We start from the raw sequence: 25,342 nt of genomic DNA on the forward strand, positions 1-25,342 counted from the left end.
TTCCCGTTGCATTCGTGAAACATGTAGTGAGAGATGGATCAGATTTCCCATACAATCTGCACATTCTCCCCATTTGTTATTATTATTTTATTCACTACTTGGCACAATGCAGACTTAATTCTCAAGCGATCGCCAGAGAGCAATTCTGATTCTAAAGCCTTTACTTTCTCTTTCACTTTAAATTCATCCGATGTATTCTCCGTATTTTCCAACAGTTCAATTGACGTAAGTATAGATAGCCTTTCATTTTCAAGTCTAATTTTGGCTATCTTCAAATCATCATCAGATATTAGTTCTTTTTCCCATCCAACGATTTGTTTTTGCATTCTAGCACTGATCTTATCAAGTTGATCCTCTAGGAGTTTTCTTTGATCTAAATTTTTGTGTTTGTGTTCATTGTTTACAATGAGGAAGAGTTTGCTGGGCTTCTGGATCGGATTCAATAACTCTATAACTTCATGGACAATTACACTCTCCAAGTCGTCTCGATAAATGTAATGGAAGTAACAGCCAGATCTTTTTACATATTCTGAACAAACATACTTTGTATTTTTATTATGATATGTCCGGCCATGCATTTTTTCTCCGCAATGTCCGCAGTAGGTTAGGCCAGAAAGCAGGTATTTATCATCTGCAGCATATTTTCGTGCTTTCTTCACTCTGCCATTTAATAATTCTTGAACTCTCTCAAAAGTAAATAAATCAATTAGAGGGTCATGATGATCGTCAATGATAATCCACTCATCACGTGGTCGAACTAAGGTTTTCGATTCTTTTCTATATGTTCTATTATAGATGAACTGACCCGTTAATGTTTCTAATGACAAGAGCGAACGAATTCTTTGTTCATTCCATCTAACGTCATTCTTGGAGGGAATCCCTAAGTCATTGAGCCTTTTGGCTATGTGCCTGGCTCCCATTCCTTCAAGGAACCATTTGAATATATTATGAACGATCAATGACTCTTCAATATTGATCTCATAGCTACCATCAACAATATTGTAACCATATGCGGCTTTACCAATCATTTTTCCTTGCCGCGCTAAAGACATGTGATTCTCCTTTACCCTTTCTCTAATCCGCTCTCGTTCAAATTCAGCGAAAGATCCAAGAATTTGTAGAGCAAGCATTCCAGTTGGGGTGGAGGTATCAAAATGCTCAGTTGATGAAGTGTAGTTACAATCATGATTCTTGAAAAATTCGACTAACTTCAATAAATCAAGTAGTTTCCTGCAGAGTCGATCTGATTTTGTTGTAAGGACCATATCAAAATTTTTACTTTGAATATCCTCAAGGAGTCTTTTTATAGCCGGCCTATTTAGGTCTTTACCTGAGTAACCATCATCTTCATAAAACGTGGGAGGATCCCAACCCATAGCTTTACAGTAAGACGACAAACGCTCTTGTTGTTCGAAGAGTGAGTTACCCTTTAATGCCTGCTCGTCACTCGACACGCGATAATAAGCTGCTACACGCAATTCTGTTCACCTAACCTTTCATTACCAATCGTCACCAAAGAACTGATTAATACGTATCCCCTTTGAGCTAAGGTCTGAAATATAAATGATGAATTGCTTTATATTATTATACTCAAATGCCGCGGTTACACCTGATGAATAGATGGTTCCTGCCATAAGAAGGTTCTTTTTCTCATCTTTAATTAATTTCTCAATTCTATTTACAATATTCGGCAAGTAAATACCTATCGTATTGACCTTCATCGGATGTAACAGCAAATCACCCTGTTGAATGGAGATGCTCATGATATCTTCATTAAAATCCTCATGAAATACTTTTTCGAATTTATCGGGGAGGGATATGTAAAAAATCTTCTTATCCCAGTCTATGGTGGTATTTTCAAGGGATATTATTACCCTATACGGATTATAAGCATTTTCTGGATCTTCATCGTAGTATATCTTCATCTGACTTCCTCCATCACTTTCCTTTGTCGTACAAGTTCAGCAATAACTCGCTCTACATGCCCTTCCTCAAGTACTACTTTTATTTTCCTAGCTTCCTTCATGCGCTCATCTCTTTCAGAGATATAAATTCGTTGTTTAATTTGCTCTAAGCGACGAATAACGAACTTCTCCGATAGCATAAAGTCACCAGCTAGAATTTTAGTGAGAAACTTCTGCGATGCATCCATATAGTCTTGAAGCAAGTAAATTGGTAAAGAGGCACAATACTGGAATTGTGTCGCTTGAATTTCTTGGAATTCTATAAATGATTCTGTCATTTCTTCTTGGTTACCTATATGTCGAAGGGGATGGCATAGTTCATGGAAGAATGCTTCACGCTGTTCTTCAAAGCTTTGTCTTGAATCAATAAATATTACGTTGTTATCCGGATCATCCCAATCTGCTACACAAGGCCCCTCGTAATAAACTATATCAATATCAAATAAATCTGCAATTGCTTTAATTTTCATATCGGATGCGCTGAGTATCCCACCCGATAAATAATGTTCATTTATCCATAATTCTAAATCGGTCAATTTATAATGAGTAAGATTCATGAAGCATCTCCTAATTATTTGGAATTAACGGAATGTATGTTCCTATATAGGGTAAAAATAAAAGCCCTTTTTAGGCTATTATTTATTTTCTTTGTTCTTATTTTTACGTTTTAACGAACGGTAAGCCTCGATAGCAGCCTTCGCGACATCAAGTTCTTCCTCAGTGTAACTGTCTGCGCCACCGAAGTAAGCTCGTCCACCAGAAGTTTCATTTGAAGCAGATTGTTTTTTGATGGCCGGGGATTTTTCCATTTCATGAAAAGTATCTAATGCAGATTCATCGATATAGCCTGCTTTAATCATCAGTTCATCATAATCAACATCTTTTAAGTGTGGCGCTAGCACCTTCAAGGTTTCAGGACTTACTTTTTGTGTACCTGATTCGATCCTCGCAATGGTTCCATTACTCACACCACTAGCAATAGCAAGCTGACGTTGGCTCTTAAATCCACTTTTTTCTCTTAGTCCAGCAAAATAAAATCCGAACTCAACAATATTCATATGGATTATCAACACCTCATAAGTAATAAACCTATTTTATCAAAAGTGTTTCGTACATGAAACAAAAATAGTGTGTAGTGCACGAAAAGTTTTTGTTGCGCTAACTACACAGATGAGTTATATTAAATGTGTAGAGAACGAAACAGCGAAATTGAGGTGATGAAAGTGAAGATAAAATTAAGGGTTGAAGTTTTAGAGGAACTCCAGAAGAAGGAAAATCTTAACGATACTAAGCTCGCTGAAAAAATGGGGATATCTAGAAGTAGACTTTGGAGAACAAAGTTAGATGAGAATCACCCAGAATATTGTTCACCTGGTGAAAGCCTGATTATTGGAACATTACAAGCATTTCCACATAAAAAATTCGAAGATCTCTTTTTTTTAACTGAACTGTGTAGTGTAGTACACAAAAAGAAAGCGGTTAGAAGGAAGGGGGTGATTTAATTATGAAGCCGCTTGCCTTTGAAATATATAAAGAGGCAGCAATGTGTGTCAAAAAAGAAAGCACAGGTCAGGATCAAAGAATAATTAGAATGATCCAACACTTTAGTGAGGAATCAGATCTTGTATTACAAGAAATGGTCTCATGCATCGCCACAATAGAACATCAACGCAATGTGATCGAAGCGATCTATACCATGGCGGGTAAGGCTCTTGGGAAAATTTAAAACAAACTTTTGCTTTAACATTTAATAATCAACCCACATAACATGAAAGCAAAGGAGTTGAAGCTAAATTGAAAACAAAAGAACGTAAGAAGCCTCGTGTAACTAACATGTCTTTTGTAGACAAACAAGGCAACGTTGTTGCTGAGTGCTATTACGATGAAAACGGTAAGTTAGTTGGTGACGATCTCAGTAATCCGCTATTAACACCATGGTTCGATAAAGCATCCATATTCATTGCTGAATTGAAAAGTGGCTTTACTGAGAGATACGAAATTAAGCGTTGAGATTGGAATTTATATTATCGGAGAGACACGAGTCTTTCCATTTGGAAAATTAGTACAAGCTTATTCGATTTATCCTTCAAAAAAAAGTAACCCACTGAACATTCAGAGGGTTCATGAAGGGCGGTGATCCTGGTAGCCGACAGAACCAATCCTGTATAGCTACATTCTAAATGTAAGTAGTGTCCAGTATCTAGGTAACATTCAGGACAGTTTGTCCAGAAGATGTCTCAAAGCGTTTGCTTAATATCCATAATGTTGAGAGGAGATATAACATTGTCTATTGGCGAAGCAATAGGATCATATAAAAAGTCAAGAAACATGACACTGGAAGAGCTTTCTGTAGAACTTTCCATTGATCCAAGCACTCTATCGAAGGTTGTACGAGGGAAGAGACAACTTCCACCTAGTTATGATCAAGTCATTTCATCCAAGCTTGATTGGAAAACAACGTTAGAACTGATCGATGTCAGAACAGATGGGTTTATATCCAACATCCTGAGACATGTGCCGAACTTGGATCTTCATCCAGCTGCACTAAAAGATTTACTTCAGAAAGAAATCTTCGAACTTACAGAAGCATTGGAGGGCCTCGTGACAGCAAAACACATCGACCCCGAAAAACGTCGGGAAGGCGCTGAGAGAGTTTGGTATGAGATTACTGATGTCATTGATAAGGCCATGGTCATGAAAGGTGTCCTGGAGGAAGAGTTCGGGTTGGATCGTAAGCGTTTGATACAGAAGCATCAATTAGAAGTTAAGCGTGGGGAGCGGTAATAAGATGGGACATTTATTAAATCCTACTGGAACTGCTATAGCTGCAATTCAAAACAGATTACATAGCGGTCAGATTAACAAGGCTGGGGAAGTAAGGGTTTTGGTGCAGGAGCTCAGGTATTTAAACGAAGAAATAGCCACCGCTGGACACGATGACTACTTCGGATTTACTGATTTAGAAACAATATGTGCCTTTAGTATACCTCTCATGTCATCGGAAGGCAAGGGGGTGATGGCAACATGTTCACTAGCTTAGAACTTTATCAAGTCACCAGTGCATTAGAGTTTGAAGCTTTAGAAACTAGACAAAGGTGCACTCGTTGGAGAGAGAGCAACCTTGCTTCACTAGATGCGGGAGAAACAGAAGAAGCAGAGAAGCATCAGCATCGTTTGCATCGTAGCGAGAGAAAGTTGGAAGAAACCAGGGGACTAATATTTAAAACAGAAGCAATTAGACGGTGGAACGAAGCCGAGAGAATCTTATTTCCAGACCGATTTAATAACAACTCAAGGTGGTGATAACGTTGAAATCTAATTTTCAATGGATTGATCGAAATGCCTGTGTATCCGCATTATCCTCATATTGTGTGGAAAGTGATGTGAAGTTCGACCAGGCAATTAAAGGTGTTCTGCTTCATAGTTTTTGCATAAATATTTCTAGCATGACACAGAAGCACATGGCTGCTCTCAAAAAGGATGTTATGAAACGAGCGAAGGACATGAAGCTTGAACTCAGAGCTCCTGAAATTGGAGATGTAGTCCGTGTCGCTAAATTAGTGCCTAATCCACTTATGGGGGGCTATCGGCAAGACAACAAGAATCTTGTTGAGGCTGAAGTTATTGAGGTTCGTCGTATGTCTTCTTGGATTCATTACAAGGTCAGACGTGTTCAGGATGGCGAGATTCAGGAAGGTAATGGGCATATGATCAAGAGCATAGTAAAACGTGCCAGTGGGGCACTCAGTGCGGTTTAGCATTTTCGTGGAGGATGAGCTACGGCTTGTCCTGGGCGATGCTGCTAAGGGCATCATCATGCTTAGTTAACTGTGAAAATGGAGGTGGCCGACTATACAAATAACAGAGTCGTTAGGTGGTCAGGATTTACTCGGGATACCATTAACAAAATCAGGTATTAGCAAGTCAATTTGGGCATTAAGAGAAAAAGATTTTGATGAGTTTAATAACCGGGTAAATGAATTCTTTTCGATAGCTTACCCTGGATTTTCTGTAGTCGCTACCGAGTATCCAGTTATCTATTTGCGTGACGATCGGAGGGCGCGGAGGAGATGACGCATGAATGCCTAAAAACCAAATAATCCCTATCTCTAACGGGCTATTTGAACACAGAAGTCGTTTAGGTTCTGCAATTTGGGAGTTCCTTTGGTGCATTGATGCAGTAACCATAGAGGAAATCGATGATCTCGGCGTGCATTGGGGCCTTGTTCTTGGAGGAGCGCCAGTAAATCATGAAAGAATCGCTCGTGATATTGGCTCTAGTAAAGTAACTGTCCAACGAAATATGGCAACTTTGAAGAACCATGGGTACATAAATACAGTCAGAACAGCACGCGGTGAAATTATAAAAGTGGCTAAAAACAAGAAAGAAACGGACCGAAAGAGATACATCAAAAATGATAGATCACTCGAAAATGATACATCAAAAATGATAGATCTTGATGAGAGATACATCAATAATGATAGATCAGTTGAGAGTGATCTATCAAAAGTGATAGATCTAAAAGACTTTAAAGATCTTACTATTACTACTGCTATTATTTATCCAGAATTCGAACCTGAAAAGAAAAGCCCGTTATTGCAACTGCTGGATGCCTATTGCCAGCTTAACCAAAAGTTTGACATTCACGTTAAAACAAAAGAGCGCGAAGCCATGGGTAAGATGGTCGCCGGAGGTATACCTAACCCTTTTACCATCCGAACTATGGAGCTCCTCCTTGAGGACAAGCGCAAGCGTGAAGGAAATAAATTCAAGCTTCCATCCAGTTTTTTGTACTACGAGAACGGGATCTTGGAGGCATGGGAAAACGAGAAAACCCTAACTGTTCCTGTGCCGTCAGGTTCAGTCGCCCTGGACAAACCTCAGAAACTCAAACAAAACAAAGCTTTTGACATGCTGGATCAAATCGCAAGGGAGGAACGAGAGCGTGAACAAAGCGGAAGTCACTGAGCTGCTTAAAAAAATATCCAGAAAATATCTGACATTTCGGCTACCGAAGGACGATTTCGATGAGTTACGCGCTATGGTGGACGAGTGGCATGACGATCTGCATGATACGCCGTTTGAGGTAGCTGTCGAGAATCTTCGCAGGCATTCGAACAACGCTGAACAATGGCCGCCAAGCATCGGAAAGCTAAAGCTGTCGCTGAAAACTGAAGAAGACCTGTATCACGAGAGCATGAAGCGTTCTGCACAAGAGTATCTTGCCCAGAAGGACGAATGGGTCAGAACTTCAGTCGGTCCACCAGAACACATAAAGGCAATGATGAGCTTGCCTCATGAGGAACGATTGGAGGCGATAAAGGCTTATGCAGAAAGAAATGTACGAGAGTCTGGGTGCTGAACAAGCGGTATTAGGTGCAATATTCCTTGAGAACGAAGCAATCTCAGTTGTTTCTGAGAGGATTGTACCTGATGACTTCCTTGAACCCAAGCACCGAGTAATCTTCGAGTCGATGATCGAACTTTACGATGCAGCTGAAACAGATACGCCCGTTGATCTGCTGACGGTCGTGAATCACTTGCAGCGTCGCAAGCAGCTTGAACACGTTGGTGGCGTGACATACCTATCCGAATTAGGAAACGCAGTACCGACAGCGGCAAACGTAGATTACTACGCCAAAATCGTACTGGATGCGTCGCTCGAGCGGAAAACTCGCGTTGGCATGCAGAAGATCTTTCAAAACAACGATTTGACTGCGGAAGAGATGGCTGCAGCAGCTCAGCAGGTCGCGGAGGAAGTGTCCGAACGATCAGCAAGCAAACAAGGTGGATTCAAGCGAATCGATCAAGTAAGCATGCAAGTGTTCGAACAGATCGAGAAGAACAGCGCAAACCCTAATCCTGGTGGCGTGACGGGTATATCCTCTGGCTTCGTAGATCTAGACAAGCAGACATCTGGCTTTCAACGTCAGGACCTGATTATCGTAGGGGCGCGGCCGTCGGTAGGTAAAACAGCTTTCGCTCTAAATGTTGCAAGAAGTGCTGGCGGAACTAGCAGAGAATCGATTGCAGTGTTTAGTCTTGAGATGGGAGCCACACAGTTAGTGCAGAGGATGTTATCTGCAGAGGGACACATCGATGCGAGTCGTATGCGAAGTGGAATCATGGAAGGTGACGATTGGGAAAAACTCTCAATTGCAATTAGTGAATTATCACAATCGAATGTTTTTATCGATGATAGCCCATCGATTACTGTTACCGAGATTCGTTCACGAAGTCGCCAGCTTAAGAAAGACACTGGTTCACTCGGAATGATCTTGATTGACTACCTACAGCTTATTAGTGGCGATGGACGAAGCACGAATCGGGAACAGGAGATTTCAAAAATTTCTCGCGTTCTCAAGCAAATTGCTCGGGAATTGGATGTTCCAGTAATAGCACTCTCTCAGCTCAGTCGTAAGGTTGAAGAACGTGCAGACAAACGTCCTATGATGTCGGACCTCCGGGAATCAGGATCCATCGAGCAAGACGCTGACATCGTAGCTTTCCTATATCGGGACGATTATTACGACAAGGAATCTGAAAAGAAGAACATCATCGAGATCATTATAGCTAAGCAACGTAACGGCCCAATTGGAACCGTAGAACTAGCCTTCATGAAGCAATTTAACAAATTCGTAAATTTAGATAGATCACACCATGAGGGATCCATACTTCCAGCGAAGAAAAAAACTCAAAATACTTGGAAGAAGGGAACGGCTTGAATCGAGAATGACGAACTTTAGATTAGTTACATTTTGTGAAGAAGAATACAACGAAGATAATCAAGCAAAGATTGAGGATTTTATTCCCGAGAAGGTGGGGCGTGCACTATGAATAAACATGATCAAAGCCGGAAAGATGCGCTTATCAAGACGCTTTGCAAAGCTAAAGAGCAAGCAGAAACTGCAATCTTATACTTATCAGCTAACAATCGAGACATGGAGGATATAATCTCCGCAAAATTAACTTTGGAGTATATTGAGATATCGTTGGAAAGACTCGGAGCTATTAATAGAGAGGCGGTTTAAAAGCGAATGCAGGTACTGATTTCATTTGAGAAAGATGGAAATGGTAATTACGTTGTTTGTTTCAAGAAGCAGTCTATCATTGTTTTGCCAGGTGCTTTCAAAAAAGTAACAGGAGTAATCGAGCAGAGCCTTTTTGGTACCATATATGTGGACTATAACAGCTTTCCCAGTCTAGGGTTCATCAAAGAGCCGATTGTAAACATTACTCAAGAAAAAAAAGTAGAGGATATGACCGTTGATGAAATATGGTCAGTGCTTGATCGTGAAGGAATTCAGATTCATTCAGCGTGAAAGGCATTATGGAACATAATGAATACGAGGTGTCCATCATGAAGGATATAAAACGCTGTCCTAAATGTGAGTCTGTCGAAGGGTATTTCATTAAACAAACGGTAAGCGGAAAAATCAACTATCGCTTCAATTTTGATGGAAGTGAAGCAGACAACGGCGACATGCACGATCATCTGGAATACAAAGGTGGAAGTGTAGCCTATTGTCTCAAATGCAAAAAGCGGTTATTTCGCATGGATACAAAATGAATATTGAGGATCATCCCCAAAAAAAACCGCTTCACGAAAAATTTCGTAAGCGGCTCAATTTTAAAAATACACATATTACCTTTGAAATTCATCAGTAGCATACTTTCTCAATAAGTCATAGTTTGTACTTTGCAATATCTTTGCTGTTGCATAGAATCTAGCGAAGATGGAATCTATTTTCTCAATATCCGCATTAGCGCTATTTCTCCAATACAAATCTGTTAACTCCATTGCGACATCAAATGCATTTCGCTGGATAGGTGTTGGGTCTACTTCTACTCTATCTGCCATATGTTATCACCCCTTTCTACCAATATTTTACTACAAAATATGATATGTGGACAGTCGGATTAGAATAGGGTGAATGGGGAATATAGATGCCTAATTTGTAATTGAAAGTAATTTGTTGAGGTTTATTACCTTAAGAATACGGAAGGACTTGAGGAGGAAAGTGAAATGCTAGACAAGCAAAAGTTACTACAGTGGATCGATGACCAATGTGACGTGTATTCTGCCAATCCGGAAGTTGGCGACTGTAGAGAAGACATAGCAAGGTTTAAAGGTTCACTTGAAATGGTGAGTAAGCTGAGAAGCAGGATCGAAGCAGGTAATTTCGATTTACCTTTCAATGGAACACAAGGATCAGAGGGGCAGAATCATACGAATGAACAATACGTTGAACTTGCTCTCAAATACAGTCTCGCAATTGATCAAATATCAATTGCTGTAGAAGCTCTACTGAAGGTTCAATCAGGCATTTACGATTGTGACGTTTCACCGATTGTAGAGCAAGCACTCAAGGAGATAGGGAACGATGAATGATCGAGCATTAGGCATGATAGAAGCTACATTAAAGCCAATGGTTGAAATTCAAAAGCGAGATATCAACAAAATGGTAATGTATGTAACGCCAACATCGCCTTTGGTTGAGCAAGGGATTGTAGAGACGAAATACGGCTCATTACTTGTTGCTGAAAACAATTGGCTTCAAAAGGGATGCTCCTACATCATGGAAGAAATCAGCAAGGGCAGCACATTCGGATGGGTGAGTAGAAACGAAAGGAGTAGTTGATTTGATTATAGACGATTCACAGAAGTTTAACTCATTTGCTTGGCTTAATGGATACTTCGCTGTTATTGAGTCTTCTAATCCTACAAAGGAACAAGCCGATAAAGCAGTAGAGTCATTGATCCATTTCTATGGAGCCCAAGATGAGAATCAGATATTAAACTGTGGAGACAAAGATTTAAGCGCCACATACAATCAAATGAAAGAAAAAATACTAGAAGCAGTCAATAAATAGAAAAAATCCTCTGCGCGTTTACCTTGGCCGGTTCCGCAGAGGATTAAGCTATTCCATACACCAATTATACTATAAACAAAGGGGTGTGTGGAATATGATGGTAGCCGAAATTGATCCAGATCAATTTTCATTATTTCCAACAGCGAATGCAGCTGATGTCAAGAAAATGCGTACTGACCTCGATAAATATAAAAAAATAAAGAAAAATAAAGAGGATTTAGAGAAGCATCACGACATAGAGGTTTTGAAACATTCTGATGTATATAGAAAGCTGGAAACACTAGTTGCCAAAATAGAGAGAGCATATAATTTAATCCTTGAACAAGATGTAAAGGAAATTATTCACTATAGATTCATTGAAGGCCACGATCGTTTTGAAACTATATGCAAGTTCGATCTCTGTGAACGATCGATTGACAGAAAGATTCTTGAAGGAATCGAATCGATTGCAAATACATTCAAACTATGGGAAGAATTACATTGAAAATGTGTCTGTAAATTGGCGGATTACTGTCGATGTCAAGTCCGCAATGGCAATTATAGAAAAGGTACAGTTATATCACAAAGAGCGAACGTTGCTCGGGTGATACCTACTGTACCTTTATCACATTGTAGGACTCGGCCATGCTGTGGGACATTTGTCCTTAGACGTTTGTCGTCAAGGGTGTGGTGGTGAGGTGGGGTTAAATGCCCCTTAACAAGGTTGACTTGTCCCTTGTTCGATTTGTCGGACGTATCCGGCCTTTCGAACAAGAGATAAGTTTTGTAGTGAGCAAAACGAAGTGCATGTCTATCCAGGCATTCAGTTCCTTTTGTTCATACGGCTACCATGGGCGAAAGAAAGTATATCGGTCTGTTTTTCCGACAGAATACAGACGAATGATAAGCTGCTAACGCGGCTTTTTTTCTTTATAAAAAGATATTGGGAGGCGTGACGAAATGTTCAAGAAATTAAAGGCACTTTTAAAAAGAAATGCAAAACAAATGATTCAATCACCTCAACCAAGATCTGTGCGCCGCAAAGAATGGCGTGATAGCTGGAAGCTTCACAAAAATTAGTCTTAATCTCATTGAAAGGAGGGAGGGAGATTGAAGGAAACTGGTAGTGCTCAACAGCCCGCGATATGTAAAGGGTGCATATGGGGACAATGGGAAGGATCGAAACAGTTTTGTTCAAAGATCGTTTGTGTAAAGCGTGGTGTTCTGAAATGAATTTCGTTCAACCAATACGGGACCAAGAAACGATTGACGCCATTAAAGAATTTCTTATGAAGCGAAGTCATCGTAACTACATGATGTTCGTCTTGGGGATCAACACTGGCCTTCGTATCCAGGACATTCTTAAACTTAGAGTCAGAGATGTAAATGGCGAATATTTGGTTATGACAGAGATGAAGACGGATAAACGGAAAATCATTGAGATCAATCCTTTGCTTAAGCGTGAGATCAAACGGTATACTGCTGGCCAGCAGGAAGATGATTACTTGTTCCCATCACGGCAAGGTGGTAACAGGCCAATTAAACGAGACATGGCTTACAAGATCATGAAGACTGCTGCAAAGAAGTTTGGATTGGTAGATATCGGAACGCATACCTTGCGAAAGACATTTGGCTACCACATGTACCAAAAGACAAAGGACATCACGCTTGTTCAGACGCTTCTAAATCATTCGGACAAGGCTATTACCATGAGATACATTGGAATGGATCAGGACACGATGAACGCTGCTATGCGACGCTTCGGCTTATGAGTTCCGCATAATTCACGAGTATATAACTGGTTTTCAGAAAGTGGAACAAAGCCTTGTCAAATCAAGGGAATTGGGCCTTACATGAGTTATGCTCTCTAATAAGATATGAGGAACTGGTGATTTATTCGGTTTATGCAGAAATTAAGGTGTTTCAACTATGTAAACATATTGTATTAATCTAAAAAACTCATGCGTATCAAGACATTGACTGCTTAATGATCAGTCCACAATGTTATGTATATTTATACATTGATGAGGAAGTGAACGATTTGACAGTAAACTTTTATAAAACGAGCAAGTGGAAGGCTAAGCGATTGAAGGTTTTAAGGCGAGATGAGTACCGTTGTCGCGATTGCATTAGGTATGGTAAGACGACCGAAGCAACAACAGCACACCACGTAAACCCTTTAGAATCAAGGCCTGAGCTTGCTTTGGCTAGTTGGAACTTAATAAGCCTTTGCACGAAATGCCATGATAAGATGCATGACCGAGTAACAGGCCAGCTAACAACAGCAGGATTGTACTGGAAAGAAAAGATTATCCCCCCCTCTTAATTTTTTGAATTTGAAAACATACAGGGACCGATGGGGGGAGGTATTTCCAATAGCGCGGGTCCCAGAAACTTTTTTTGGGAGGTGATGGGCATGGAAGATGGAGGGGCCGAAGGCACGGCCAGGACACAGTCAGATTTGAAGAAAGAGAAAGTGAAAAAGCAAACCATTTCTGAAATGAAGAGGCTCGGAGTGTACAAGAAGGAATATAGTCGGGTCATCGAGATATACTCAGAATTAGCCGCTCAGTATGAAATACTTTCAACTCAATTCGAACAGAGTGGTTATGAATTTGAAGTGGATACAGGACAAGGTGGAAGTAAGAAGGCACCGATCGTTGCGACTCTTGAAACGCTGAGGAAAGATATACTTGCTTACTCAGATCGACTTTATTTGAATCCGAAGTCTTCACCTACGAGTAATGGTAATAGCAAGGGTAAAGGTAAATCTAAATTGGCTGCGGCCATCTCCAAGCTGACATGAAAAAGAAACTGAAGCAGCAATCAAATAATTTCGATGTGGTCATGGAGTATGCACAAAGTATTGTAGAAGGCAAGAAGGTTGCATGTAAGGAAATGATACAAGGATGTCAACGCTTCTTAGATGATCTTCAGAATGTTGCCTATACATTCGATACGAAGGAAGCAGAGTTTGTAATTGGCATTATCGAAACGACCTTCGTTCATGACCAAGGTGAAATGTTAGATGGTACTCCACTTCGGGGAATGCCCTTTCTACTTGAACCTTGGCAAAAGTACATTGTCTATAACCTGATGGGATTCTATAAGGCGGGAACCAAGCTTCGTAGATTCACGGAAGCATTCATTTTCATTCCGAGAAAAAATGGAAAGACTAGGTTTGTTGCAGCTCTCGCGTGGTCACTGTCCATATTAAACCGGAGATCGGGATCGAAGTTATATATTGTTGGCGCTGCACTGGAACAATCGTTGCAAAGCTTTAAATTCATTTTGTTTAATCTGGACGAGATGGAGGAGCTAGATAACTTTCGGATCCTTGATAATAACCAAGAGCATAGCATTACAGGTAATCTAGGCGACGGCTCACTCTATATCAAGGCACTGGCAGCAAATCCCGATTCACAGGATTCACTGAATTGTAACGTTGGCATAGCGGATGAAGTACATGCTTATAAAAAACCGAAGCAGTACAACATCATCAAAGAAGCGATGAAAGCTTATTCAAATAAGTTAATGATAGGCATTACCACTGCCGGCGATGACATGACATCGTTTTGTTATCAGCGCTCGACATACTGCAAAAAGATATTAAATGGCTCCGTCACTGACGAAGCTTATTTTGTTTTCATGTGCAAGGCAGATGAGGACGAGAAAGGCGAAGTCAATGACTATACGGATCCCATCCAACATGAAAAGGCTAATCCGAATTATGGTATCACGATTAGGCCAGAGGATATCCTTAACGATTCGTTACAGGCACAAAATGATCCGCAACAGCGAAAGGATTTCTTTGCGAAATCACTCAATATTTATACGGCAGCGATGCGTGCATATTTCAATCTCGATGAGTTTCGAACATCTGATCACAAACATTCGTGGACGTTGGAAGAGTTGGCTCGATTGCCGATCGATTGGTACGGCGGTGCAGATTTATCCAAGCTACACGATCTGACAGCAGCTGCTTTGTATGGTGAGTATCAAGGTATAGATATCACCATTACTCACGCCTGGTTCCCCATTGTCGCAGCCGCCAAGAAGGCTGACGAGGACAACATTCCCTTGTTTGGTTGGAAGGATGATGGTTGGTTAACGATGTGTAATTCTCCTGTCGTTAACTATTCAGACATTGTCAATTGGTTTGTAAAGATGAAAAAAATGGGATTTAAGATCAAACAAGTTGGGCACGATCGAAAGTTCAGTGCAGAGTATTACCTTGGTATGAAGAGAGCTGGATTTACAATCATTGATCAGCCTCAGTATTTTTGGAAAAAATCGCAAGGATTCCGTAGGATCGAAGCTAAGGCGAAAGAAGGTAAGTTCTACTATCTTCACTCCCAGGCATTTGAATATTGTCTGCAAAATGTAAGAGCCATCGAGAAAACGGATGATATGATCCAATATGAGAAGGTTGCCCCTGAGCAGCGCATTGATATTTTCGATGCTGCTGTTTTTGGCTGTGTCCGTAAGTTGGAGAACATGGAAAGAGCGGGTACCGCCGCAGGCTGGTTAAAGGGAGGAGGTGAAGAATGAGTAGAAAGAAGCAACGCTCTAAGAATGTTACCGATACAAGAGCAGCTCCTAATTCATCAGTTGGCTGGCTTTTATCAAGCGATGCTAACGAAACGCTTTGCGTGCCCGGATATACCCGTCTTTCAGATAACCCAGAAGTCAGGATGGCCGTTCATAAGATAGCGGAACTTATTAGCACAATGACCATTCATCTAATGGCGAATACAGCCGATGGAGATGTTCGTGTTCGAAATGAGTTATCGAGGAAGATTGACGTTAACCCTTATAGTCTTACGACACGCAAAGCATGGATGTACAACATCGTTTACACTTTGCTGCTTGACGGTGCTGGAAATAGCGTCATTTACCCTAAAATTAACAATGGTCTGATTGCGGATTTGATTCCATTGAAGCCATCCTATGTAAATTTTACGGACACTGCTGATGCCTATCAAATCTCGTATAGAGGTATGACTTATCGATATGACGAGGTTCTACATTTTATCGTGAATCCGGATCCAGAGCGGCCTTATATTGGTCAAGGATTTCGGGTGGTATTGAAAGAGATTGTCGATAACCTGAAGCAGGCAACCGCAACGAAAAAAGGTTATATGTCCGACAAGTACAGGCCCTCATTGATTGTAAAGGTGGATGCTAATACCGCTGAACTATCAAGTGAGGAAGGGCGAGATCGTGTCTACGATATGTATTTGAAACGATCACAAGCAGGTCAACCATGGATCGTTCCCGCGGAAATGATTGAAGTTGAACAGATTAAACCATTGTCTCTAGCAGACCTTGCGATTAATGATGCTGTGCAATTGGATAAACGAACGGTAGCTGGACTCTTTGGAGTGCCGGCTTTTTTCGTTGGTGTGGGAGAGTTTAATAAGGATGAGTACAACACGTTTATTAATTCAACGCTTATGCCGATCGCTAAGGGGCTTGAGCAAGAGTTAACTCGCAAGCTTCTGCTAAGCCCAGATCTTTATTTCAAACTTAATCCGCGTAGCCTTTACGCCTACGATCTCAAGGAATTGGCAGAAGTGGGAAGCAATTTATTTGTACGAAGCTTGATGCTAGGAAATGAGGTAAGAGATTGGATTGGGCTTTCCCCGCTTGATGGGCTGAACGAGCGAATCATCCTAGAGAATTATATTCCAGCAGGCATGATTGGCGATCAGAAAAAATTAAAAGGTGGTGGTGAAGAATGAGTAGAGAAAATAAGCAAACGCGAAGCCTGCAAACAGAATTGAAGACTCGAGCGGAGCAAGATGGCCAAGACATGCACATTGAAGGTTACTTTGCAGTATTCAACAAACAAACGGAGTTATGGCCCGGAGCCTATGAAGAGATCGCACCAGGGGCTTTCGGGGAGACGATGGGAAACGATATTCGAGGACTCATTAATCATGATTCAACATTGGTACTTGGCCGCAATAAATCTGGAACACTCGAACTTAAAGTCGATAGTCATGGCTTATGGGGAAGGGTGAAGATTAATCCAAACGATACCGACGCGGTTAACATATACGAGCGTGTTAAACGTGGAGATGTGGATCAGTGCAGCTTCGGCTTTAACATTTTGGAAGAAAGCACGGAATGGCGCGATGACGGGACGGTCAAATGGATCATTCAGAAGATCGACTTGCACGAAGTATCAGTATGTACATTCCCAGCATATGAAGCTACAGGCGTGCAGGCTAGGCACAATGTAATTGCTCAGCACAAAGACAAGCAGATGCAACAACGAAAACACCAATTGAAAGCGAGGTTGAATAAACAATGTCTTTAAGACAGATTATGTTGGCCAAAAAAATTCAACAACGTAAATCAGCACTCGCTGAAATCGTTGAGCAAGAGAAAGGATTCAAAACGAGATCGGCAGAGCTAGAGGCCGCGGTCGAAGAAGCACAAACCGATGAGGAAATTGCCGTTGTCGAAGAAAGCATTGGGATCTTGGATACAGAAATGAGTGAGCTAGACGCTCAGAAGGTGACGCTTGAAAGCGAGATCGCTGAGCTTGAGAAAGAACTCGAACAACTGAATAGTCAGGCTCCAAATAATGTTACAACGCCAGTTCCAGTACCAACACCAGATACACGAAGTCAACAACAAACAGGAGGCGAAAGCAGAATGATCGGTTTTTTCAGAGGTATTAATTTTGAACAGCGTTCGGCGTTGGTAGCAAGAAGTGAAGTAAAGGACTTCCTCAATCAGGTTCGTGAATTGGGCAAAGTTTCACAAACTAGAGCTGTGACGGGCGCGGATCTAACGATTCCGGATGTAATGCTTAGCCTAATTCGTGATAATTTACATCGTTATAGCAAATTAATCAACAGAATTAATCTTCGCCCACTTAAGGGGACTGCTCGTCAAACGATTTCGGGAGCCATTCCAGAGGGGGTTTGGACGGAAGCTTGCGCCAATCTGAATGAATTGGCAATTGCTTTTTCGCAGATTGAAGTTGATGGGTATAAAGTAGGTGGGTTTATTCCAATTTGTAATGCAACATTGGAAGATTCCGATATGAACCTTGCAGCAGAAATTCTAGATGCCATTTCCCAAGCAATTGGCATTGCAGTAGATAAAGCAATTCTGTATGGAACTGGTAAGAAAATGCCGTTGGGTATTGCGAAACGATTAGCTCAGACTTCTCAACCATCTGATTGGGGAGCAAAATCGCCTACTTGGACAGATCTTCATACCTCAAACCTTCTTAAAATCAATCCTTCTGGTATGACAGCTGAAAGTTTCTTCTCGACGTTGATGTTAAATCTATCGGTAGCCCGAGCTAATTATAGTAATGGCTCTAAATTTTGGGCAATGAATACACAGACGCATGCTCTGCTCATGTCCAAAATGGTTGTGTTCAATGCTGCAGGAGCGCTAGTTGCTTCTATGAATCAGACCATGCCACTTGTTTCCGGTGACATTGAAATCTTAGACTTTATTCCTGACGGAGACATTATTGGTGGATATGGCTCCTTGTATTTACTGGCCGAGCGTGCAGGGATTCAGTTGGCACAATCGGAGCACGTTCGTTTCATTGAAGACCAAACCGTATTCAAAGGTACTGCTCGTTATGACGGGAAGGCTGTATTTGGTGAAGGATTTGTTATCGTCAATATTAGCAATGCGAATCCAACGACGAGTGTTGCATTTGCTCCAGATACAGCGAATCCGTCGGATGCGTATTTATCCGCACTGACCGTAGGCGGTAAGACTCTTTCACCAGCTTTCAGCAGTACAGTTGAAAACTACACCGTTGCGACAACCGACGCAACAAATACTTTGACGGCAACAGCATCTAAGACAGGCGCAACAGTAACAATCCTAAATGGTGCAACACCTGTTGCAAGTGGTGCGGCTGCTACATGGTCTGCAGGTGCCAACACTGTAACGATTACTGTTACGAATGGCACAACGGTTAAAGTCTACACTGTTACTGTCACCAAGTCCTAGTTATGGATATCCAAACCGTAGTTGGCCTTGTTAAGGATCGACTCGGAATACGATCGGCTGTGAGAGATTCCTATCTCACAGCGATTGTAAATGGAGTCATCGAAGAGCTTACAAGTGAAAAAGGAATAGTATTAGGTGAATCTAACGCGAATCATTTAATTTTTGTTGTCGATTATGTAACGTGGCGTTATCAAAGCCGAGACAGCGAAGGGGCAATACCGCGACACCTTCAATTTAGACTTCACAACCTTATTTTCAGCGCGGGAGGTCAAGGCACATGACCTACGATTATGAGTTAATTCTAATTGGACAAACTGAAGGTGAAAATGAAATCGGTGATCCAATTTCAACTGATTCCGAAGTGATTATTTTCTGCGGGATAAAGTCTGTTGGTCGAAATGAGTTTTATAGTGCGGCGACAGCTGGATTAAAGCCGGAAATTGTGTTTATCATTCATGCTTACGAGTATGATGGGCAACAAACCGTTATCTTCGAAAATAATCGTTATGCCGTCATTCGTACATACGCCATTAGCACTGAAGAAATGGAGCTGACGTGCTCCGGACTGGTTAATGGGGTGATGTAATGGCAATGCCAAGAACAGTCCGTATCACACGAGATGGCGTAGAGTTCATATCTAATATTGACAGAACTCAGTATACGCTCAAGCAGTTACAAATGGCTGCGCTGCGAGAAGTCGGAAAGCTGATTCGGAAGCGGGTCATGCAACAAGCGAAGAGTCAAGTTGGTATGAAGCGCTCTAAGCGTATCATGAAGTCATTTCAATATTGGGCGCGTAAGCGGGAAGTGGATTTGCAGGTCGGTATTAAGCACAATACCTGGTATGGTATTGAACAAGAGCTGGGCACACGAGGTCAGCGGAGAAAAGCTATCCTGATGAATGCCGTGTTTGAGAATATTGATGACATACGACGCATCATGGGTGTCTACATCTCATCGATCGAGGATATGAACCGAGCTGAAGGTTTGATCAGTGAGGACGCCAATGAGCAAGGGGGAGATGATGATGAGTAAAGTCATTGCGCTGCGGACAGCTATTCAATCAATGCTTAAAGCCCAGCACCCACGGGTGTATTATGAGCTCGCATCTGAGTCGGCAAGTTTCCCTTACTTGGTATATGATCTTCCTAATAGTTTTGATGATGGTACAATGGAGAATTTTGTCCTTCATGTTGATGGCTGGGATTCCCCAGTAAATGGAGATACCATAGCGTTAGAAACACTGATGGAGAAGATTGATCAATCTTTACACAGAAAAGTCATTCGCACTAATGGGATGGCTTTTATTATTTACCGGGACAATCGATTATCTCTCTTAGATGATGATAAGCGAATTCGGAGACGCAAGATTATTTATCAAGTCAGAACCTTTGGAGGCAATGTATGACACAGTATTCAGGCTTTACAGATCAAACAGCGGACCATTTGCTTTTGGATGCCGGAGCTTTTTATAAGAATTACGATATTACGACAGGTTCTGGCAGTTTATTAGGCGCGACTCGCGGTGGTGGAGAATTTAATGCAAAACCCACGATTAGACAGATTGAAGTCGATGGTGTGAAAGGTCGGGCCAAGGGTCTAGAGAACATTGATTTTTGGGATGTCTCTATTATGGCGAATATGTTAGAACTTACACCCGAAGTTCTAGCGACTGCATTAACAACAGGGACCATTGATTCCGTAAGTAACACGAATTACGATATCATCACTGCTTCGAATTCGATCCAGCTTAGCAATTACGTCGATAATATTACTTGGGTTGGTCGCCTATCAGGAAGTAATGATCCAGTCGTCATTCAAATTTTTAATGCCTTAAGCACGGAAGGGATATCACTTAAGACAGCAGACAAGAACGAAGGCGTGTTGCCAATCACCTTCATTGCTCATTATGACGGTTCTGATCTTGACACGGTTCCTTTCAAAATTTACTACCCTAAATTAACCGTTGATACAACGCCACCGACAGTGACGACGAGTCCAACTGATGCTGCTACAGCTGTAGTAGTAACTGCTAACTTTGTTTGGACTTTTTCAAAAGCTATTCGACCTTCTGTGGTCAATGGTTCGAACTTCTACGTAATGAAGGGATCCGATGGAACTTTAGTGCCAGGTACATTATCTATAAATGGAGCGAAAACTGTCGTGACATTCGACCCTACTGCTAATCTAACGGCTACTACAGATTATGTGGCCGTGTGTTCGTCGAACGTAAAGGATTTATTTGGCAATGCGTTAGCAGCAAATAACATTACCAATTTCACAACTGCATAGGAAAGCAACAAAGAGAGGGCGACAATAGCTCTCTCTATTTTATTTTAAGGAAGAAGGTAATAAAAATGGCAATTACAAGTGAACAAGCGCTTGACATGTTACCATTGGTTGTAGATCTATACGAAAAATTAGAAATCGACGATTATCGAAAGAAACTAGCGGAAGACAATAAAGGTAAACGAGTAGACAAAACTTCTGTTGGCATTGATTTGTTCAAACATATATTTAAGAACTCTGGCAAGGCAAAGGAAGAAGTTTTTGGAATCGTGGCGGCAGTGGAGAGAAAGACTGTCGAAGATGTTAAGAAGCAGAATTTTATTGTTACTCTTACTTCATTCAAAGCGATCTTCACTGATAAAGAATTGATTGATTTTTTCAAGCAGGCTATGCAGTAGGGTTTGAAGAAACTCACCATTTACTGCATAGCCAATACAATTTTCATCATGTGATGAGAATGCCAGTGAAGTATGTGACCAAACTCTTAATTGCCGCTGTGAAAAGTAAGCAAAAAGATAAAGCTTACCAGATGTGGCTTGTTCATTTTCACCATTTCGTGAAAAAGGATAAATTCATTCCTTTTACCGATTTTTATAATGACGCTACTAGTCCATCAAATAATGAGATTCAGAAATCGCAAGAAGACATAATGGATGATGTAGAGCTTATCCTGCACAGCTTGCGAGGTGAACAAAATGGAGATATTTAAGCTCTTTGGAAGCATATTTATTCGCGACGAAGAAGCTCAGGAACGAATTGAAGGAATTGACGAGTCTGCTGGGGGTTTGCACTTAACTTTAGGCAAGATTGTGAAGGCAGCTGCTGCGCTTGGTGGTGCCATTGTCGCTGGGCTTGCTGTCGGATCAGTTATTGAAGGCGTAAATGATTTGCAAAAAGCTGTAGCGGATTTCCAATCTTCCACAGGTTCTTCGAACGATGAAATGGTTGAGTTTAAAGATACACTCACTGATATCTACGACAATAACTATGGTGAATCATTCGATGACATTGCCAAATCAATGGCAAACTTAAGACAGACAACTGGAGCATCCGGGGAAGAACTCAAGAATCTGACTCAAAATGCACTGATGCTTCGAGATACATTCGAATTTGAAGTTAACGATTCGATTAATGCTGCCAACAGTCTTATGAAAACATTCGGCATTAACGGTGATGAGGCTTACACCCTGATCGCGCAAGGTGCACAGAACGGGGCAAATAAAAATGGTGATCTTCTTGACACGCTAAATGAGTATTCGCCTCAATTCAAAGCTTTAGGCTTCTCAGCAAATCAATTCACCGACATCCTCATTCAAGGTGCTGCAAATGGTGCGTTTTCGATAGATAAAGTTGGAGACTCAATTAAAGAGTTTAATATTCGTGCAAAAGATGGATCTGATAGCTCGAAGTCAGCTTTTGAGAAACTCGGATTAAATGCAGATGCTTTAACGAAATCTTTTGCCAATGGTGGGAAAAGCGCCCAGGAATCTTTTGGCCAAGTTGTATCAGCGCTAAGTAAGTTGGAAGATCCCATTTTGAAAAACCAAATTGGGGTTTCGCTCTTCGGAACACAGTTCGAGGATTTGGAAGCAACTGCAATTACATCACTGGCTAACGTTGAAAGTAAAGCTAATATGGCTGCGGATACACTTGATCAAATCAATCAAGCTGAATATAAAACGTTTACCGAAGCGATGCAAGGCATTGGCCGCAACATTCAAACGAGTCTAATTGTTCCTTTAAGCGAGAAGGTTCTGCCTTTACTCATGGAGTTCTCAGGGTGGGTTACTTCAAAAACTCCTGAAATCAAAGAAGCTGTATCAGGTGCCATAAATGTGGCTATTGAAATATTCGAAAGGTTGAGTACTACCATTGAGTGGGTGATTGGTAACTTAAATTTACTGCTACCAGCCATTGTCGGCGTTACCGCAGTTATTGCGGCCCAGTCGATCATTAATACAGTTGTGAGTTTATACAAAGCTTGGCAACTCGCTACAGCGACCATGACAACCGCTCAGTGGCTTTTGAACGCCGCTATGAGTGCTAACCCTATCGGACTTGTAGCGCTTGCTGTTGGGGCTCTTATTGCGGCAGGCGTGGCGCTGTATATGAACTGGGATAAGGTAACTGCTTTACTTTCTGCATCTTGGGAATGGATGAAGAAGACTGCAATTGATGTATTTACTGTAATTTCGGTTAAAGTGACTGAGGTTTGGGATTCGGTGAAGCAGATCACTATAGAGACTTGGAATTCCATTACTGAATTCTTCACAAAAGACATTCCAGCAGCCTTCAATACGGTTGTTGGATTCTTCGCTGAATTGCCAGGACGAATTTATACATTTCTGGTCGATCTATACTTAGTTAAGATTCCCTATGCAATTGGTTACGGAATAGGTTGGATGATTAAAGCAGCTTCCGAAGGCATTCCGAAATTAATTCAGTTCTTTGAGAACTTGCCAGGGCAAATATGGGAATGGCTTGTGAAAGTATATACGAATTTTCAAACATGGCATGATAACATGCGAGATAAGGCAATTGAGGTTGGATCTTCAGTCATCAAGGGCGTTATAGATTTCTTCGCAGAGTTGCCGGGCAAGGTTTGGAATTGGCTTGTACAAGTTGTGACCAAGATGTCGGAGTGGCAGACGAATGCAAATTTGAAAGCAAAAGAAGCTGGACAGTCAATTGTTGATAGTATTATTAATTTCATCAAGGAGCTGCCTTCTAAGATTTCTAAATGGTTTACGGATACAGTAACCGGTATTGTAGATTTCGGGACAGAAGCATATACAGCGGCTGGTGATTTCGGCAAAAACATTGTCGATGGCATTGTTGACTTTATCAAAAATATACCGACGAAGATTGAAGAGTATGTTGGCGGAGCTGTATCAAGGGTTATGGGTTATGCAACAAAGGTCAAGGATTTAATTTCAGGAATTTTTAAAAGCGGATCAGAAGGTGTCCAGGCAGGAATGGGTAAGTCAGGATATAGCGCAACAATTTCGATTCCTGCGTTCGCAACGGGAACAAACTCTGCTCCAGGCGGTTTATCTTTGGTTGGGGAGGAAGGCCCTGAGTTAGTCAATCTCCCACGGGGCGCCCAAGTATACACACATGAGCAGTCAAAAAACATGGTAAATTCTAGCCCGGAGTATGTGGTGGTTAAGATCCACTTGGATTCTAAGGAAATTGCACAAGTTATAGCTGTTCCTATGAATCAGGAGCTTAATGGAATCGTCAATTCAGCGATGAGGGAGATCGGGTTATGATTACTTTGGACGGGTATTCGTTAGACTACTTTGGACTCATCATCCAGCCAGGTCATGAACACGCCATTCTGCCATCTACGGTGGATCGAACGTTAGCCATTTCAGGAAAACACGGATTATGGGACTTTGGCGCTGATTTGGGGCCAAGGTCCTTTTCTTTTCCACTAGCTTGGGCTTATGAGTTGAATCGAGTTACACTACAGCAGCGGATACGCCAATTCGCGGCTTTCTTGCTAAACAGCAGCGGACGACCGCGGTCAATTAAGTTAGAATTTGACTATGAGCCAGGTATCTATTATGTGGTGCGGTTAGTTGGTAATCTAGTGCCTGAACGGGTATTCTCACTGGCTTTCTTTAAATTACCGCTTATCGCTTTTGAACCTTTCGCTTTCGGACAGGAGCACAACTCGGATATTACAATTACATCTTCACCGTCAACCTTGACTATCGTTTCTAGTGGAAACGTGAAGACAGAACCGACTATTACTTTAATAAACACGGGGGTAAATACAATTCACGGTTTAACCCTAACCAATGAATATGAAGTGGAGTGAAGCGAGTGAACATTTCAAACTTTTTAGCTTCTGCACTATTGAACCAGGTATTCCGCAATACAGCTTACACTAGGCCGACTAATGTTTACGTTGCTCTATATACGAGTAATCCGACAGCAGGCGATTTGGGCACAGAAGTGACAGGCGGGGATTATGCTAGGCAATCAATTATTTGCTCAGCTCCAGCTATAGTGAGCGGCAAGGAAACAATCAAGAACAATGCAGAAATTGTTTTTCCGGTTGCTACGGCCGACTGGGGAACGGTAACGCATATTGGTATTCGTGATGCTCTAACAAGTGGAAATCTTCTTTACTTCGGAGCAATAGACAATCAACGGACTATACTCGATGGCGATAGGCTACGGTTTTCTGCAGACGCTGTCGTCATGACATTGAGCTAGAGAGGAGAATGAA

Annotated in this window: 37 protein-coding genes; 32 read left to right on the top strand and 5 right to left on the bottom strand. The window is 41.5% G+C overall.

Going from position 1 to position 25,342, the window contains the following annotated elements; genetic code table 11:
• Window positions 1-38 precede the first annotated feature (38 nt).
• The 4 genes from GC096_RS03695 to GC096_RS03710 all read right to left on the bottom strand — a co-directional run bounded on the left by GC096_RS03695 (window position 39) and on the right by GC096_RS03710 (window position 3,022).
• On the bottom strand, window positions 39-1,478 hold the full coding sequence (locus GC096_RS03695) for a recombinase family protein (protein WP_171628954.1): 1,440 nt from the start codon (window positions 1,476-1,478) through the stop codon (window positions 39-41).
• 21 nt (window positions 1,479-1,499) lie between these two features.
• Window positions 1,500-1,925, bottom strand: a complete 426-nt coding sequence (locus GC096_RS03700) for a hypothetical protein (protein ID WP_171628955.1) — start codon at window positions 1,923-1,925, stop codon at window positions 1,500-1,502.
• Window positions 1,922-2,521 (bottom strand): ImmA/IrrE family metallo-endopeptidase, encoded by a 600-nt coding sequence (locus GC096_RS03705; protein WP_171628956.1) that lies wholly within the window; start codon window positions 2,519-2,521, stop codon window positions 1,922-1,924. Before GC096_RS03705 ends, GC096_RS03700 begins: the two co-directional genes overlap by 4 nt.
• 78 nt (window positions 2,522-2,599) lie before the next feature.
• Window positions 2,600-3,022 carry a helix-turn-helix domain-containing protein gene (locus tag GC096_RS03710; RefSeq protein WP_171628957.1) on the bottom strand — a complete coding sequence of 141 codons (423 nt, stop codon included), beginning with the start codon at window positions 3,020-3,022 and terminating at the stop codon, window positions 2,600-2,602.
• A gap of 165 nt (window positions 3,023-3,187) precedes the next feature.
• On the opposite strand from GC096_RS03710, the gene GC096_RS03715 reads away from it, so the two are divergent.
• The 12 genes from GC096_RS03715 (at window position 3,188) to GC096_RS03770 (ending at window position 9,535) form a co-directional block, all read left to right on the top strand.
• Complete coding sequence (locus tag GC096_RS03715; RefSeq protein ID WP_171628958.1) at window positions 3,188-3,466, top strand: winged helix-turn-helix domain-containing protein; 279 nt, start codon at window positions 3,188-3,190, stop codon at window positions 3,464-3,466.
• A 2-nt stretch (window positions 3,467-3,468) separates the two neighbouring features.
• On the top strand, window positions 3,469-3,690 hold the full coding sequence (locus GC096_RS03720) for a hypothetical protein (protein WP_171628959.1): 222 nt from the start codon (window positions 3,469-3,471) through the stop codon (window positions 3,688-3,690).
• A gap of 68 nt (window positions 3,691-3,758) precedes the next feature.
• Window positions 3,759-3,974 (top strand): hypothetical protein, encoded by a 216-nt coding sequence (locus GC096_RS03725; RefSeq protein ID WP_171628960.1) that lies wholly within the window; start codon window positions 3,759-3,761, stop codon window positions 3,972-3,974.
• A 273-nt stretch (window positions 3,975-4,247) separates the two neighbouring features.
• Complete coding sequence (locus GC096_RS03730; RefSeq protein ID WP_171628961.1) at window positions 4,248-4,748, top strand: helix-turn-helix domain-containing protein; 501 nt, start codon at window positions 4,248-4,250, stop codon at window positions 4,746-4,748.
• Between the two features lie 4 nt (window positions 4,749-4,752).
• Entirely contained in the window at window positions 4,753-5,004 is a 252-nt protein-coding gene (locus tag GC096_RS03735) for a hypothetical protein (protein ID WP_171628962.1), read from the top strand.
• A 268-nt stretch (window positions 5,005-5,272) separates the two neighbouring features.
• Window positions 5,273-5,722, top strand: a complete 450-nt coding sequence (locus GC096_RS03740; protein ID WP_171628963.1) for a hypothetical protein — start codon at window positions 5,273-5,275, stop codon at window positions 5,720-5,722.
• Window positions 5,723-6,045: 323 nt separating this feature from the next.
• Entirely contained in the window at window positions 6,046-6,933 is an 888-nt protein-coding gene (locus GC096_RS03745) for a hypothetical protein (RefSeq protein ID WP_171628964.1), read from the top strand.
• Complete coding sequence (locus GC096_RS03750; protein WP_171628965.1) at window positions 6,911-7,327, top strand: replicative helicase loader/inhibitor; 417 nt, start codon at window positions 6,911-6,913, stop codon at window positions 7,325-7,327. Before GC096_RS03745 ends, GC096_RS03750 begins: the two co-directional genes overlap by 23 nt.
• The gene (gene dnaB / locus GC096_RS03755) at window positions 7,293-8,690 is read left to right on the top strand and encodes a replicative DNA helicase (RefSeq protein ID WP_171628966.1); all 1,398 of its coding nucleotides are present in this window, start codon (window positions 7,293-7,295) and stop codon (window positions 8,688-8,690) included. Before GC096_RS03750 ends, dnaB begins: the two co-directional genes overlap by 35 nt.
• 108 nt (window positions 8,691-8,798) lie before the next feature.
• Complete coding sequence (locus GC096_RS03760) at window positions 8,799-8,996, top strand: hypothetical protein (RefSeq protein ID WP_171628967.1); 198 nt, start codon at window positions 8,799-8,801, stop codon at window positions 8,994-8,996.
• Between the two features lie 6 nt (window positions 8,997-9,002).
• Entirely contained in the window at window positions 9,003-9,287 is a 285-nt protein-coding gene (locus tag GC096_RS03765; RefSeq protein ID WP_171628939.1) for a hypothetical protein, read from the top strand.
• 38 nt (window positions 9,288-9,325) lie between these two features.
• Window positions 9,326-9,535, top strand: coding sequence for a hypothetical protein (locus GC096_RS03770; RefSeq protein WP_171628968.1), 210 nt, complete (start codon window positions 9,326-9,328; stop codon window positions 9,533-9,535).
• 75 nt (window positions 9,536-9,610) lie between these two features.
• Here GC096_RS03770 and GC096_RS03775 read toward each other — a convergent pair whose 3' ends face one another.
• Window positions 9,611-9,826: a hypothetical protein gene (locus GC096_RS03775; RefSeq protein WP_171628969.1), complete on the bottom strand. Its 216-nt coding sequence runs from the start codon at window positions 9,824-9,826 to the stop codon at window positions 9,611-9,613.
• A 165-nt stretch (window positions 9,827-9,991) separates the two neighbouring features.
• On the opposite strand from GC096_RS03775, the gene GC096_RS03780 reads away from it, so the two are divergent.
• The 20 genes from GC096_RS03780 to GC096_RS03875 all read left to right on the top strand — a co-directional run bounded on the left by GC096_RS03780 (window position 9,992) and on the right by GC096_RS03875 (window position 25,329).
• Window positions 9,992-10,357 carry a hypothetical protein gene (locus tag GC096_RS03780; RefSeq protein ID WP_171628970.1) on the top strand — a complete coding sequence of 122 codons (366 nt, stop codon included), beginning with the start codon at window positions 9,992-9,994 and terminating at the stop codon, window positions 10,355-10,357.
• Window positions 10,350-10,607, top strand: coding sequence for a hypothetical protein (locus GC096_RS03785; RefSeq protein ID WP_171628971.1), 258 nt, complete (start codon window positions 10,350-10,352; stop codon window positions 10,605-10,607). The genes GC096_RS03780 and GC096_RS03785 overlap by 8 nt, the downstream gene beginning before the upstream one ends.
• Before the next feature lies 1 nt (window position 10,608).
• Complete coding sequence (locus GC096_RS03790) at window positions 10,609-10,839, top strand: hypothetical protein (RefSeq protein ID WP_171628972.1); 231 nt, start codon at window positions 10,609-10,611, stop codon at window positions 10,837-10,839.
• A 94-nt stretch (window positions 10,840-10,933) separates the two neighbouring features.
• Complete coding sequence (locus tag GC096_RS03795; protein WP_171628973.1) at window positions 10,934-11,323, top strand: hypothetical protein; 390 nt, start codon at window positions 10,934-10,936, stop codon at window positions 11,321-11,323.
• 724 nt (window positions 11,324-12,047) lie between these two features.
• Window positions 12,048-12,590 (top strand): site-specific integrase, encoded by a 543-nt coding sequence (locus tag GC096_RS03800; protein WP_171628974.1) that lies wholly within the window; start codon window positions 12,048-12,050, stop codon window positions 12,588-12,590.
• A gap of 215 nt (window positions 12,591-12,805) precedes the next feature.
• Window positions 12,806-13,144 carry an HNH endonuclease gene (locus GC096_RS03805; RefSeq protein ID WP_171628975.1) on the top strand — a complete coding sequence of 113 codons (339 nt, stop codon included), beginning with the start codon at window positions 12,806-12,808 and terminating at the stop codon, window positions 13,142-13,144.
• 90 nt (window positions 13,145-13,234) lie between these two features.
• Window positions 13,235-13,624, top strand: a complete 390-nt coding sequence (locus GC096_RS03810; RefSeq protein ID WP_171628976.1) for a P27 family phage terminase small subunit — start codon at window positions 13,235-13,237, stop codon at window positions 13,622-13,624.
• Window positions 13,621-15,369 carry a terminase large subunit gene (locus GC096_RS03815; RefSeq protein ID WP_171628977.1) on the top strand — a complete coding sequence of 583 codons (1,749 nt, stop codon included), beginning with the start codon at window positions 13,621-13,623 and terminating at the stop codon, window positions 15,367-15,369. The genes GC096_RS03810 and GC096_RS03815 overlap by 4 nt, the downstream gene beginning before the upstream one ends.
• Window positions 15,366-16,562, top strand: a complete 1,197-nt coding sequence (locus tag GC096_RS03820; protein ID WP_171628978.1) for a phage portal protein — start codon at window positions 15,366-15,368, stop codon at window positions 16,560-16,562. Before GC096_RS03815 ends, GC096_RS03820 begins: the two co-directional genes overlap by 4 nt.
• Window positions 16,559-17,143 carry an HK97 family phage prohead protease gene (locus GC096_RS03825; protein ID WP_171628979.1) on the top strand — a complete coding sequence of 195 codons (585 nt, stop codon included), beginning with the start codon at window positions 16,559-16,561 and terminating at the stop codon, window positions 17,141-17,143. Before GC096_RS03820 ends, GC096_RS03825 begins: the two co-directional genes overlap by 4 nt.
• Window positions 17,134-18,813 carry a phage major capsid protein gene (locus GC096_RS03830; protein WP_171628980.1) on the top strand — a complete coding sequence of 560 codons (1,680 nt, stop codon included), beginning with the start codon at window positions 17,134-17,136 and terminating at the stop codon, window positions 18,811-18,813. The genes GC096_RS03825 and GC096_RS03830 overlap by 10 nt, the downstream gene beginning before the upstream one ends.
• A 277-nt stretch (window positions 18,814-19,090) precedes the next feature.
• Window positions 19,091-19,399, top strand: coding sequence for a phage head closure protein (locus GC096_RS03835; RefSeq protein WP_171628981.1), 309 nt, complete (start codon window positions 19,091-19,093; stop codon window positions 19,397-19,399).
• Window positions 19,399-19,848: an HK97-gp10 family putative phage morphogenesis protein gene (locus tag GC096_RS03840; protein ID WP_171628982.1), complete on the top strand. Its 450-nt coding sequence runs from the start codon at window positions 19,399-19,401 to the stop codon at window positions 19,846-19,848. Before GC096_RS03835 ends, GC096_RS03840 begins: the two co-directional genes overlap by 1 nt.
• Window positions 19,841-20,221: a hypothetical protein gene (locus GC096_RS03845; RefSeq protein ID WP_171628983.1), complete on the top strand. Its 381-nt coding sequence runs from the start codon at window positions 19,841-19,843 to the stop codon at window positions 20,219-20,221. Before GC096_RS03840 ends, GC096_RS03845 begins: the two co-directional genes overlap by 8 nt.
• Window positions 20,218-21,105 carry an Ig-like domain-containing domain gene (locus tag GC096_RS03850; RefSeq protein ID WP_171628984.1) on the top strand — a complete coding sequence of 296 codons (888 nt, stop codon included), beginning with the start codon at window positions 20,218-20,220 and terminating at the stop codon, window positions 21,103-21,105. Before GC096_RS03845 ends, GC096_RS03850 begins: the two co-directional genes overlap by 4 nt.
• Before the next feature lie 65 nt (window positions 21,106-21,170).
• Window positions 21,171-21,500, top strand: coding sequence for a hypothetical protein (locus GC096_RS03855; RefSeq protein WP_171628985.1), 330 nt, complete (start codon window positions 21,171-21,173; stop codon window positions 21,498-21,500).
• A 65-nt stretch (window positions 21,501-21,565) separates the two neighbouring features.
• The gene (locus tag GC096_RS03860) at window positions 21,566-21,811 is read left to right on the top strand and encodes a hypothetical protein (protein WP_171628986.1); all 246 of its coding nucleotides are present in this window, start codon (window positions 21,566-21,568) and stop codon (window positions 21,809-21,811) included.
• Window positions 21,798-24,374, top strand: a complete 2,577-nt coding sequence (locus tag GC096_RS03865; RefSeq protein WP_171628987.1) for a phage tail tape measure protein — start codon at window positions 21,798-21,800, stop codon at window positions 24,372-24,374. The genes GC096_RS03860 and GC096_RS03865 overlap by 14 nt, the downstream gene beginning before the upstream one ends.
• Window positions 24,371-24,928 (top strand): phage tail domain-containing protein, encoded by a 558-nt coding sequence (locus GC096_RS03870; protein WP_171628988.1) that lies wholly within the window; start codon window positions 24,371-24,373, stop codon window positions 24,926-24,928. The genes GC096_RS03865 and GC096_RS03870 overlap by 4 nt, the downstream gene beginning before the upstream one ends.
• A gap of 5 nt (window positions 24,929-24,933) precedes the next feature.
• Window positions 24,934-25,329 (top strand): phage tail fiber protein, encoded by a 396-nt coding sequence (locus tag GC096_RS03875; RefSeq protein WP_171628989.1) that lies wholly within the window; start codon window positions 24,934-24,936, stop codon window positions 25,327-25,329.
• The last annotated feature ends 13 nt before the right edge of the window (window positions 25,330-25,342 follow it).

Origin of the sequence: Paenibacillus plantarum, from assembly GCF_013141695.1 — a bacterium.
GTDB classification, from domain to species: Bacteria; Bacillota; Bacilli; order Paenibacillales; family NBRC-103111; genus Paenibacillus_E; species Paenibacillus_E plantarum.